Origin of the sequence: Bacillus sp. SW14, from assembly GCF_047608225.1 — a bacterium.
Taxonomy (GTDB): Bacteria; Bacillota; Bacilli; order Bacillales; family Bacillaceae; genus Bacillus; species Bacillus subtilis_G.
Genome location: NZ_JBLKRW010000001.1, coordinates 695,245 through 707,786, shown reverse-complemented (window position 1 = coordinate 707,786; position 12,542 = coordinate 695,245). Strand labels below are relative to the sequence as shown.

Below are 12,542 nucleotides of genomic sequence, written 5' to 3'. Positions count from 1 at the left end.
ACTAGAGAGAAAAAAAGGAAGGAAAGAGGGGTTTCAAATATGTATTCTTTTTTATTTCGCCAAGCAGAAGCGTCCAGCCAGCTGGCTGGCGCAAAAGGCATGAATTTAATTAAACTGACCAAACACGGGCTTCCTGTTCCGGACGGGTTTATCATTCAGACGAATGCGCTCACCCGTTTTATGGAGGATAACCAGCTTCATGAGACTAGCGAAAATATCGAAAACGAGATCATCGACGGAACATTTTCTCAGGAAGTGAAACATGAGCTGACAAGTTCCTTTTACAAGTTAAGAGAATCATATCGCTCCGTTGCCGTTCGCTCTTCGTCTGCCTCGGAAGATTTAGAAGGCGCTTCATTCGCGGGGCAATATGAAACCTATTTAAATATCAAAACAGAGGAAGAATTTCTAGCTAAAGTGAAAGAATGCTGGGCCTCATTTTTCTCCGGCCGAGTCAGCAGTTATAAGAAAAAAATGAACAACCAGATCGCAGAGCCGTTAATGGGAGTTGTCGTTCAAGGCCTGATCGATTCAGACGTATCAGGTGTAATTTTCAGCCGCAATCCTGTTACCCATGATGATAGAGAGCTATTAATCAGCGCCAGCTATGGTTTGGGAGAAGCTATCGTTTCAGGGAGTGTCACCCCAGACACATTTATAGTCAATAAATCTTCGTTTGAGATTCAGAAAGAAATAGGCGCAAAAGAAATCTACATGGAGTCCGCGGCAGAAGGAATTGCTGAAAGAGCAACGAGCGAAGACATGCGGAGCCGTTTTTGCCTTACAGATGAACAAGTGAGTGAACTGGCTGAAATCACGAAAAAAACCGAAGAGCTGTACGGATATCCAGTCGATATCGAATTCGGAATCGCTGACCATCACGTATACCTTTTGCAGGCCCGCCCGATTACAACCATTGAACAGGACAAAAAAGCGTCAGAAGAAGAACGCAGCTTCATGATAACAGACGCTGACATGAATGATTTCTGGATCAACATGGAATCAAATATTGAAGGTCCGATAAGTCCGTTATTTTCTTCGATCATTGTACCGGCCATGGAATACGGCTTGAAGAAAAACATGCAAAAGTTTCCGCTCGGCGCAGTTGCAGAAGAAGTGAAGCTTTATCGCGGGCACATTTACTCCAAAAACCAAGGCGGGCATCAGCCTGATGAGGACTGCGGCAAAGAGATTTTTCCGATATTAACAGAGCGTATGTATGACATCATCAACCACACATACCTTCCATTTTATGAGACGCTGGATCAGCTCGCACAAACTGATCATACTGCTGAAAGCGCGCTTGATGCTTTTCGGAAGTTAAAAGCCTTTTATCTCACAGCTTATGATGAGCATTTCAATATTGTTTTCCCGCAAATGCTTCTGACAAACAAATTGCAAGCGATGTACCAGCGCATTCAAGGCGAGTCCGAAACCGCTCATTTTTACGAAATGCTGACAGGAAAAATGAACAAATCATTGGAAACAGACCGCCTCCTATGGCTATTTTCCGTTGAAGTGCAGAAAAACCCGAATCTGCTGTCTATTTTTAAAAACACCAAGCCGGAACACCTGCAGGAAAAATTGAAACAAACTAATGAGGGCAGACACTTCCTGAGTAACATCCATGAATTTTTACAGGATTACGGGTGGAGGTCTGTAAAGAGCCATGACCTGATTGAACAGATCTGGGCAGAAAATCCGTATTTTGCTCTGGCCAATATTCAAAATTACGTCCGCAATGGCTATCATTTTGACAATGAATTTCAGAAAACGAAAGAAAAACGAGAGAAATTATACCATGACTTCTTGAAAAACATAGATGATCCCAATTTACAAGAAGAATTCAACCGTTATTATCAGTGGACGCTGAACGCTGCAAATATAATGGATGACCATCATTTTTATATCGACGCCATGCTGGATGCCAAGACGAGAGTCTTTCTGCTCAAGGTAGGTGAATTACTGGCGGAAAACGGTGTCATTCAAGATCGTGAAGACCTTTGGTTCCTATATGATGATGAAGTGGAAAACGCGCTGCTTCACCCTGTATCCCTGCAAGATAAGGCTGAAAAACGCAGACAGGCCTTTCACGAGTATGAGCTTGCCAAAGCCCCTGCCTACCTCGGCAATCCGACAAAAGAACAGCTCAAAATCGCTGAAGAAATTGTCGGCGCCGTCATTGAGGATGAAAAAAATACGGAGAATCATATTTTCGGCATCGCAGCATCAAGCGGTATCGCCACAGGTCCGGTAAAAATCATTCGAGACGCCAGTGAATTTTCTCAATTCGCTTCTGGTGAAGTGCTCGTTTGCAAAATGACCACACCGCTATGGACCAGCCTGTTTCAAGACGCCAAAGCGATTATTACAGATACAGGCGGCATATTGTCTCACGCTGCGATTATCGCTCGCGAATACGGCATTCCCGCCGTTCTCGGCACACGCACTGCAACAGAAAGACTTCGAGACGGAGACATCATCACTGTTGACGGGAGCAGCGGCAAAATCACAGTTGTCAGCCGGGCCTGACGCCTTCTCCCCCCTTTCTTATGCAAGCGGGGCAGGTGTATACTTGTCCTGCCAGTATATTCGTGAGGTGAAACGTATTGAGACCGACAAACAAGAGAATCCTTGACGCTGCCATGCAGCTGCTCGTCAAAAAAGGATATCGCGCAACGACTACAAAAGAAATCGCAGAAAAAGCAAATGTCAGTGAAGCGACGATTTTCAGGAATTTTAAAAACAAACAGGGGCTAGTCGAGGCTTTGCTTTCTCAGCCTTCTCCAAACAGGAGCCGCATTTTGGAGCAAACAGAAGGCGATTTGCATAAAGACCTGCTGCATATCGGTACCTGTCTCTTGGAGGAGCTCGAACATAGAAAAGATTTGATTAAAATCAGCTTTCGTGAACCGGCCATGTTTCAGGATGTCATCAACCACGTAACTGAATATCCCCAATCTATGAAACAGCTATTGGTTGATTATCTCAAAGAAATGGGTGAAAAAGGGGTTATTCAGACAGGAAATGAAGCGGAGCATGCGGACGTGTTCATGTCGCTCATTTTCGGTTATTTTATTCACCGCCTCCATTTAGGAGATCGGGTGATTTCAATGCCTCAGGAAAAAATGCTGGAGCATAGCACTGCTTTATTTGTCAAAGGAATCTCTCGATGAACTCCTTGGCATAACAAAAAGGAGGATACCAATGAGTTCAAGAAAAGAATGGGCGCTGATCGTCTCGTTATTATTGGGGGCCATCCTGGTTCCCATTAACTCAACGATGATCGCGGTCGCGCTCTCATCTATATCCCATACGTATAACGAGTCCATCACAAGCATCACTTGGGTGGTTACCGTTTATTTAATCATAATGGCAGTCACACAGCCGATCGCTGGAAAACTCGGTGACATGTACGGCAACAAAACAATGTATTTATGGGGCGTCGGTCTATTTCTTATCGCATCCCTAGGCTGCGCCCTCTCACCGAGCCTGCTGCTGCTGATTGTCTTTCGGGCATTGCAGGCTGTCGGCGGCGCACTGCTTACGCCAAACAGCATTGCCATTATCCGTCACGTTGTTTCTGAAAAGCGCCTTCCGAAAGTATTTGGATTTTTCGGGCTTGGCGCGGGACTTGGAGCAGCACTCGGGCCTTTCATCGGCTCTATGCTGATTGACAGCTTCAGCTGGCATTCGATTTTTTGGGTCAACATCCCGTTTCTCGCCATTGCTTTATTTACGGCATTAATCATGTTCCCTCAATATAAAGAAAATAAATCTGAAGCGCCGCTGGATATTATCGGGTCTGTCTTGCTTGCGGGCAGTATCGTTTCAATTATCCTGCTGACGAAAAATGAGGCTTCATGGGGCTATGCGGTATACAGTGTATTGATACTTCTTTTTGTGCCGCTTTTTTTCAGAAGAGAAAAACGCACACAGCATCCAATCATCGATTTTACACTGTTTAAAAGCTCAACCTTTACAAATGCCAATCTATCAGTCTTGTTGAGCAATCTAATGATGTATGCCATCTTATTGATTATGCCATTATTCATGACGAACCAATTTGGGCTTAATACGTCTAACAGCGGCATGGCGCTTTCTGTATTTTCGATCTTTATGTCGGCGAGCAACTGGGCAGGCGCACAGCTCCATCACAAATGGGGAGCAAAGAAAATCATTTTTCTTTCATTTGCCATGATGGCTGGAGCCAATTTATTATTTATGCTGTTAAGCAGCTCGCATTCCGTCTTGTTCCTCATGCTCTCTCTTATCCTGGGCGGGCTGGCGTCCGGAGTCGGACTGACCAGCATGCAGGTGTCATCGCTTGCCACAGTAGATCCTAGCATGTCAGGAGCGGCGTCCGGAATTTTCTCGACCTTCCGTTATTTCGGAAGCATCATTTCATCAGCCTTAATAGGCCTGGTATCGGGATATCACACCCTATTTATCATTCTCTTTGCTGTGTCCATCATTGGCGTTTTTGTTTCATTAGGCATCAAATCTGATGAAACGGCACGGTTGGAGAAAAACTCAGCGTAATTCAAAACAGCCCGGCACCGCATCTTCTTGCGGTGCCGGGCTGTCTTTTACGACCCAGACAAAGCGGCTGCTTCGTCTTCACGTTCATCCTTTACGAAAAGGATACCTAATTCATGATGTTCTCCCTCATAAGAAGCTCGCTGATCAAAACGAATTTCCCCGTTCAAACCGATAATTTCAAGCTTCACATACGCACCGTTATGCTGGAGCGCTTCATAAAAATCGGATACATTCTTAACGGGTATGCCATTAACTTTCGTAATGATTTCCCCAATTTTCAATTCCAGATCCTCAGCTGGCGTATTTGGTATAATACCAAGCACCATTAAGCCTTGATCACGTTTTGAGAAATAAAACGGTGCCGCGTTATCGTTCGCTCTTTGCTTAATAGACAGAAAGATACGTCCTAACAAAGCTGCACAGACGGCTGCTCCCGCAAGCGGCGCCCACAGTAAGCTCGCTGCACCGAGAGCTGTGACGGCAAGGCCCAAAATACAAATGCGTTTCGCTGTGATCCTTATGCTCGTTTCAGGCAGCGATCCCTGCACCCGTTGCCCAAACCCGACAAAATAAGGAATCCATAGAAAATGGAATGACCCGCCGGGAACAGTAAACACTGGCCACCAGCTGAGGTGCGATTCTAATCCGTTCCCGGGCACGAGAAGGAACAGCGGCAAGAGCCATATCCGGTTTGCCAGCTGCTGGCCGATAGGCAAACCGCGGCTGCTCACGACAAGTGCCGGTGATGTTCTCACATGTGCAGAGCGATAAGCTACTACTCCTTCAATGATAACCAACAAGCCCAAAAACACAGCCATAGCCGGCCAAACGACCGCAAACCCTTGTGGAAATCTCTCTAGAAAAGGTTCAGCTTGATTCATTTGCAGTCCAAAACCTATCAGCATACTCATACTGACGATATATGCAGCAGACATCCAGTTGGCGCGAAGAGTGAGCGCTGCCGCCGCAGTGATAACGGCAATAATTGCAAGTACACCGAGAGGAATCGAGATGCCGAGTACGCCTAAAACAACTGACAAAAGGAGTCCGGGAATCAATCCCTTTGTATAAGTGAATTTTAGATCATCATAAATATCCGCTATTCTTGTATGAAAGGTTCTTCGTTCCCGTTTGATTCTCACATAGCCGAAAGCAAGGCTTATGATGATAAAAAACCAGAAAAGCGGGTGTAAGAAGAACAGGCCCGCACTTTTTAACAGTTCAAATCCCCATTGAACAGACACTATCTTTTTCACCGCCTCAAGCCAAACATGTTACTCATATTCTATCAAATATTAAATGGCTTGGATATCCTCAGGATGGTTTATCCCTCTTGCGTCATCCACAGCGTGACATTCGATAGTGAAAAATCCTTTAAATAATGGTTCACATCCACATCCAATAAACCGCTGATCAGGTGCATCGACCTTTTGATATCTGTCAGATTGATTCCTAATCGCTTATGATTTTTCATTAAATAATTAAAATAATGTTTGGCACACTCTTCATCGATTTCATTTACTGTTTCGACATTGGTGTAATTGACCAAATACCTGCTGAACAGCATAAGAAGACTTAGTGCTTTTGTAGCCGAAAATGTTACATCTTGTGTTCTGTCTTTTAATTGTTCCACTAATTCATAATATTTTTTTTCACGCACAATACTTGCCCTCTTCAATTGTGAACCCCCATTTTCTTTATACAGATAAGCACGGGCCAGTATAAGCAGCAGTACTGGAGTGCTAAACAAGCATTCTCGCTAACGTTACTTTTTAAATACCTGTCGTTCAGCTGCCATAAACCTGATTACTGTTCTTTTTAGAACCTTCTTATATTGTATGAAGTAAACAAAGACTAGGCAACTTGCAAAAGTTTCATTTTAAATGCATATTAACTCGTTAGAAAGTCTCTCTCTTCTATTGATATCGGGTAATACAAGTCCTTTATAAATGTTTATTTGTGAAAATTTTTTTAATTTCTTGTTAAAAACTCATTTTTTATGTGACTTATGATTCACTTTCTCGTTAAGTATAAAGAAATAGGAGATGGAACACCATCTCCTTTAATTGACAAATAATGATTTCAGCGCTGTTTGGAGCTGCAAATCATTTTTTTCATCGGATTTTTTCTTTTCTATCTGCTGATTTAATGACTCTGCAGTACGCGTGTCGATTACGCCCGTTTTAACCAGCTTATTTTGTTCCTGAAAGGCCATAACCGCTTTTTTCATATCTTTGCTGAAATAGCCATCTTCACGTCCCGGATCAAAGCTGAGACCTTTTAATAAAACCTGAGCATGCTTGACATCCTCATTGTTCATATCCGCTTTAAGCGGCTCCTTCAGCTGCAAGGGGCCAGCGGAAAAATAATCAGGCTGCTTAATGGCAATGGTCGGCTCAATTCCTTTCTTATGAATCCAATTTCCCTTTGGCGTCAGCCACTTGTAAAGGGTTAATTTAATGTTGCTGCCGTCTCCCATCGGAACAGCCTGCTGAACCGTTCCCTTACCAAAAGACGTATCGCCTACAACATCATAATGGGCCGCTTCTTTTAATGCGCCGGCAAGAATTTCTGATGCGGAGGCGCTCCCTTTATCCGTGATCACATTGACAGGATACGCTTTTTTACGGGTCAATGTTGAAAAATAACGTTTTTTATCTCCATTACGTTCAGCAATCTGAATATACGGCTGATCCTTTGTGACGAAGTGTTTAAGAATTTCTTCTACACTTTGCAGATAACCGCCCGGGTTGCCGCGTACATCAATGACAAGCCCTTCAATTCCTTTTTTCTCAAGGTCGCCCAGCGCTTTTGCGAAGTCCTCCGCGGTATGCTCTGAAAAAGTAGAGATGGCGATATGGCCGACAGAATGCCCTTGCACTTTTTTCTCTGAAACAAAAACCGTTTCGAGCGGAATTTCAGCTCTCTTGATCCGGAATGACAGCTGCTTCTTCGTCCCCGGCCGCTGAATCTTCATTGAAACGCTGGAGCCTTTCTTTCCTCTTATTTTTAGTACAGCTTGGTTTAAATCCTTACCGGCCATTGATTCTCCATTGATGCTGATAATTTCATCATTGGGCTTGAGTCCGGCTTTCTCCGCCGGCGATTGCTTAAATGGAGAAACAATAATAATTTTGCCGTCTTCCATACCAACCTCAGCTCCGATGCCTTCAAACGAGGAATCAAGAGAATCAGAAAATTGCTTAGCCGTCTGCTTGTCCATGTAGACAGAATAAGGATCATTTAGCGTTGACAGCATTCCTTGGATGGCTCCCTCGAGCAGCTTTTCTCTATCAACTTTTTCTACGTACTCATTCGAAATTAACTCATACGCTTTTTCGATTTTTTCCATGGCCTTATCCCGTTCAGAGTCAGCTTGTGCGGTCGCAGGAACAGCTGCAGTCTGGGGCTTATCCATCTCAAGCAGGTTCATTCCCGCATATACACCGGCGCCTCCGAAGAGCATGCTCCCCGCTGCTATTACAGCCATTATTTTTTGATTCATCCTATACTCCTCCTGTATGCCAGACTGTCTTTATCAAAACCTAGAGATAGTATATGTAAAGGATGGAGATTTCATGTAATCATAGAAGAAAAAGAAGGCAAAAGAAAAGCCGCCCCGGAAGCGGGACAGCTTTTTTTCTTTATACTCGCAGAAACTTGCGGATGGAAGTCAGACTTCCCCATACCCCAATCACTGCGCCGATTGCAACCAGCACTAACGAAACTTGGAATACAAATGGGTTATAAGGAAGAAGAGAGACAAATGATCCTTGAACTTTCGGAACGACCCATCCGATGACGTATTGATAAGTGCTCAGCACCAGTGCGATCGGAATCACTGAGCCGAATACACCAAGCAGCAATCCTTCAAGGAAAAACGGCCAGCGGATAAACCAGTTCGTCGCGCCGACAAGCTTCATGATTTCAATTTCTTTTCTTCTTGCGAAAATTGTAATTTTAATGGTATTGGAAATTAAGAACATCGCCGTAAATACCAAGCCGATAATTAACGCGATTCCGATGTTGCGGGAAACGCCAACCACTTTAAACAAACGGCTGACCTCTTCTTTTCCGTAAGTGACTTTATAGACATGATCCATTTTTTCAATCTTTTTGGCCACGTTTGGCGTATCATGCGGATCTGTCGTTTTGATGACAAACGCATCATTAAGCGGGTTTTCCTGATCCTGCATTGTCAGGGATTCTCCGCTGTCACCAAAGCTGTCAACCAGCTGGTCAAGCTCTTTTTCTTTTGATGAAAAATTGACGCTCTGAATGCCCTTTAGTTCTTTAATATCGTTCTGCAGCTTGTCCTGCGCCTTCTGATCTGCAGTCAGATCAACCAAAACTTTGATTTCGACTTGTTTTTCAGCATTCGAAGCCATGTTATTCAAATTCAGCATAATCACTAAAAACACGCCGACTAAAATCAGCGTAACGGTTACAGCACTAATGGATGCAAACGTCATCCATGTGTTTCTCCCGAGAGATTTAAAACTCTCACGCAAGTGGCGCCCGAGAATTTTAATCATATGAACCATACTCCCCTCTTGACTCATCACGCACAATGATACCATCTTCGATTGCAATGACACGTTTCTTAATGGTGTTTACGATTTCTTTATTATGTGTCGCCATCACGACTGTTGTCCCGCGGTTATTAATTTCCTCGAGCGTCTTCATGACTTCCCAGGACGTATCCGGATCAAGGTTTCCTGTAGGTTCATCAGCAATGACAACATCAGGGTTGTTCACAATTGATCTGGCAATAGAAACACGCTGCTGCTCCCCGCCTGAAAGCTGGTCAGGAAATTGTCTCGCTTTATGCTTCAGCTGAACAAGATCAAGCACTTCAAGCACCCGTTTCTTAATGACAGACGGCTGTTCTCCAATTACTTCAAGGGCAAACGCCACATTTTCAAAAACAGTAAGTTTCGGCAGAAGCTTAAAATCTTGGAAGACAACACCTATTTTACGGCGCACAAAAGGAATCTCTTTTTCTTTAATGGTAGCAAGATCTTTATGATTAATTAAAATCTGTCCTTTTGTCGGTTTTTCTTCTCTGTATATCATTTTAATAAAAGTAGACTTACCCGCTCCGCTCGGACCGACAACATAAACAAACTCGCCCGGATGAATGGCAACAGACACCCCATTGAGCGCTTTTACGCCATTCTGATAGGCTTTGTATACTTCCTTCATTTCTATCATGAAATCACCTAATCTTTTATATCATTTTATCTATCACACGGTCATACTCTTCGAATGCATTCGACAATTTATGACTCATTCATTTGTAAAAAGACGAAAAATCTGAAAGTTTCATTTTTCAACACACTTCATTATACGTCAAATTTAGACATAATACTATTACAGTTTCTTTTCATTCAAATTGTCATGGCATAAAAAAATCCTTGCCTGCACTGAGGCAAAGATTTTCTCAACTTACTTTTTTTCTGACAGCCATTTGGCAATAACAGCTGCTTCGTTATCATCTACAAGCCCTTTCGGCATATTGCCGCGTCCGTTTTTAATAATGCTTTCAATTTTGTCTTCGTCGTATTTGCCTCCTACCTCTTGGAGATTAGGCCCTGACATACCTTCTAAATCCTTGCCGTGGCAGCCTACGCAACTTTGCTGATATAATTCTTCCCCTTCAGATGCAGAGGCTTCAGTCTTGCTGCCGGTGTCTGTCTTCTCTTCTTTTGCATCATTTGAACCGCAGGCAGCCAACAGAACAGAAAGCGCAAATACAAGCATTAGTATCGATAACTTTGATTTCATGTTGAGAAGCACAACTCCTTTACGATCTCTTTCATATTATAACCTCGTTTAAGCGCGTTTGAAACCCTCGCCCAGTACCTCACTTGCATCCGCCACAATCACAAAAGCTGACTCATCAATCTGTTTGACGATTTGTTTCAATTTGGTGAATTCAGTTTGCCCAACTACGCACATTAAAATCGGACGGTCATCGTCAGTATATCCGCCGACCGCGGAAATTCTCGTCACGCCTCTGTCAATCTTCTGTAAAACGGCTTCCTTGACTGCCTGCTCCTGCTTTGTAATGATGAGCGCCATTTTTGAACGATTAAAGCCGACTTGAACGACATCAATTGTTTTGCTGGACACAAAGACGCCAAGCATCGCATATAAGCCTTGCTCAATATTAAATACGATCATAGCCGTAACGACAATCAATCCGTCAATGATGGCAAGGCACGTTCCCAATGACAGACCGGAGTACTTATGAATGATCTGCGCAGCCAAGGCCGTTCCTCCCGTCGACCCTTTCCCTAAATACACAATGCCAATTCCGACACCGATACCGACGCCGCCAAAAATCGCCGCTAAGAGCTCATGATGGGTGACCGGCTGAATATCTCTTGTCAAAAACACAACAAGCGGCAAAAAAACAGAACCCGCAAGCGTCTTAAGCCCAAATTTTCCGCCGAGTAAAATGATACCGGCAATAAATAAAGGAATATTAATAATCCACTGTACATAAGCTGCTTCAAAACCATATGACTGCAAAATCGTGCTGATTCCGCTGACACCGCCGGCAGCAATCTTGTTTGGAAGCAAAAATACATTAAAGGACACACCTGTAATCGCTGCTCCTATCAGTATGTATACATAATCCCGTAAAACTCGAAGTGTTTGATTCCGATCCATTGTATATCCTCCGTTTCTTCCAATGCTCTCCGATAGCATTTTAATCCTTCCCTGACCAGATGTAAATAACACCAAAATACAGTGGTAATATGCTAAAGCATCAGTGGAATCAAGGATATGAAAGAATGAAAAAACACACCTGCGTACATCAGGTGTGTTTTTCTGCTTATGAAAGCTTAGAACGCAGGTAGGCATCAATAAATGTATCAATGTCTCCGTCCATTACCGCTTGAACGTTCCCCATTTCTGTATTGGTGCGATGGTCTTTTACCATAGAATACGGATGGAATACGTAAGAGCGGATTTGGCTGCCCCAGCCGATTTCTTTTTGTTCACCGCGAATTTCATCCAGCTCTGCCTGCTGTTCTTCAATTCTGCGCTGATACAGCTTGGCCTTCAGCATTTTCATGGCTCTTTCACGGTTTTTAATTTGTGAGCGCTCCGTTTGGCACGTCACAACCACATTCGTCGGCAAGTGAGTAATCCGAACGGCTGAATCGGTCGTATTGACGTGCTGTCCGCCCGCTCCGCTTGCGCGATACGTATCAACTTTAATATCCTCCGTACGGATATCAATATCGATCTCATCGTTAAATTCAGGCATGATTTCACATGAAACGAAAGACGTGTGGCGGCGGCCTGATGAATCAAACGGCGAAATCCGCACGAGACGATGGACACCTTTTTCTGCTTTGAGATAACCGTAAGCGTTGTGTCCTTTAATCAGTAATGTGACTGATTTAATTCCCGCCTCATCACCTGGAAGGTAATCGAGCGTTTCCACCTTAAAGCCGCGGCGCTCTCCCCATCTGGTATACATTCTAAGAAGCATAGAGCCCCAGTCCTGTGACTCTGTACCGCCAGCACCAGGGTGCAATTCTAAAATCGCGTTATTTTTATCATACGGCTCACTGAGAAGAAGCTGAAGCTCAAACTCATTGAACTCTTTTGTTAATGATTTTAGTTCTTTTTCAAGCTCAAGGTGCAGGTCTGGATCAGGCTCTTCTTTCAAAAGATCATGAGTCATTTGCAATTCCTCATGGGAGTCACTCAATTTTTTATATGAATTGACATAATCCTTTAAACCGTTTGCTTCATTTATGACTGTTTGGGCTTTCTGCTGATCATTCCAGAATTCCGGATCAGACATCTGTTCATCTAGCTCAGCAATGCGGTCCTCCTTTGATTCGAGGTCAAAGAGACCCCCTAAAGTCCGCTAAACGAGAAGCCATATTTTCGAGCTCTGCTCTGATTTCTGATAATTCCATTCCATTCACCTCATTAAAAGATCCGCAGGCGCCTGCTGGCGCCGCGGTCAGCAA

The 12,542-nt window shown here is 43.8% G+C and carries 11 protein-coding genes; 3 read left to right on the top strand and 8 right to left on the bottom strand.

The window, feature by feature from the left end:
* Window positions 1-39 precede the first annotated feature (39 nt).
* From ACMX2I_RS03615 to ACMX2I_RS03605, 3 genes are all read left to right on the top strand, one after another.
* Entirely contained in the window at window positions 40-2,532 is a 2,493-nt protein-coding gene (locus ACMX2I_RS03615; RefSeq protein ID WP_414956192.1) for a PEP/pyruvate-binding domain-containing protein, read from the top strand.
* 77 nt (window positions 2,533-2,609) lie between these two features.
* Window positions 2,610-3,176 carry a TetR/AcrR family transcriptional regulator gene (locus tag ACMX2I_RS03610; RefSeq protein ID WP_253268599.1) on the top strand — a complete coding sequence of 189 codons (567 nt, stop codon included), beginning with the start codon at window positions 2,610-2,612 and terminating at the stop codon, window positions 3,174-3,176.
* 31 nt (window positions 3,177-3,207) lie between these two features.
* On the top strand, window positions 3,208-4,542 hold the full coding sequence (locus ACMX2I_RS03605) for an MFS transporter (protein WP_414956191.1): 1,335 nt from the start codon (window positions 3,208-3,210) through the stop codon (window positions 4,540-4,542).
* A 47-nt stretch (window positions 4,543-4,589) separates the two neighbouring features.
* Here ACMX2I_RS03605 and ACMX2I_RS03600 read toward each other — a convergent pair whose 3' ends face one another.
* From ACMX2I_RS03600 to prfB, 8 genes are all read right to left on the bottom strand, one after another.
* Window positions 4,590-5,786 carry a PDZ domain-containing protein gene (locus ACMX2I_RS03600; protein ID WP_414956190.1) on the bottom strand — a complete coding sequence of 399 codons (1,197 nt, stop codon included), beginning with the start codon at window positions 5,784-5,786 and terminating at the stop codon, window positions 4,590-4,592.
* A gap of 80 nt (window positions 5,787-5,866) precedes the next feature.
* Entirely contained in the window at window positions 5,867-6,220 is a 354-nt protein-coding gene (swrA, locus tag ACMX2I_RS03595) for a swarming motility protein SwrAA (protein ID WP_052331638.1), read from the bottom strand.
* Window positions 6,221-6,604: 384 nt separating this feature from the next.
* Window positions 6,605-8,047 (bottom strand): carboxy-terminal processing protease CtpB, encoded by a 1,443-nt coding sequence (gene ctpB / locus ACMX2I_RS03590; protein ID WP_414956189.1) that lies wholly within the window; start codon window positions 8,045-8,047, stop codon window positions 6,605-6,607.
* A gap of 139 nt (window positions 8,048-8,186) precedes the next feature.
* Complete coding sequence (gene ftsX, locus ACMX2I_RS03585; protein ID WP_087991579.1) at window positions 8,187-9,077, bottom strand: permease-like cell division protein FtsX; 891 nt, start codon at window positions 9,075-9,077, stop codon at window positions 8,187-8,189.
* Window positions 9,070-9,756 (bottom strand): cell division ATP-binding protein FtsE, encoded by a 687-nt coding sequence (gene ftsE / locus ACMX2I_RS03580; RefSeq protein WP_087991540.1) that lies wholly within the window; start codon window positions 9,754-9,756, stop codon window positions 9,070-9,072. The genes ftsX and ftsE overlap by 8 nt, the downstream gene beginning before the upstream one ends.
* A 234-nt stretch (window positions 9,757-9,990) precedes the next feature.
* On the bottom strand, window positions 9,991-10,329 hold the full coding sequence (cccB, locus tag ACMX2I_RS03575; RefSeq protein WP_087991541.1) for a cytochrome c551: 339 nt from the start codon (window positions 10,327-10,329) through the stop codon (window positions 9,991-9,993).
* Between the two features lie 48 nt (window positions 10,330-10,377).
* Complete coding sequence (locus ACMX2I_RS03570; RefSeq protein WP_289348376.1) at window positions 10,378-11,220, bottom strand: YitT family protein; 843 nt, start codon at window positions 11,218-11,220, stop codon at window positions 10,378-10,380.
* A 166-nt stretch (window positions 11,221-11,386) separates the two neighbouring features.
* A protein-coding gene (gene prfB, locus ACMX2I_RS03565) for a peptide chain release factor 2 (protein WP_141113398.1) occupies window positions 11,387-12,488 on the bottom strand; the annotation gives its coding sequence in 2 pieces (ribosomal slippage) (window positions 11,387-12,415 and window positions 12,417-12,488; 1,101 coding nt in all).
* Between the last annotated feature and the right edge of the window lie 54 nt (window positions 12,489-12,542).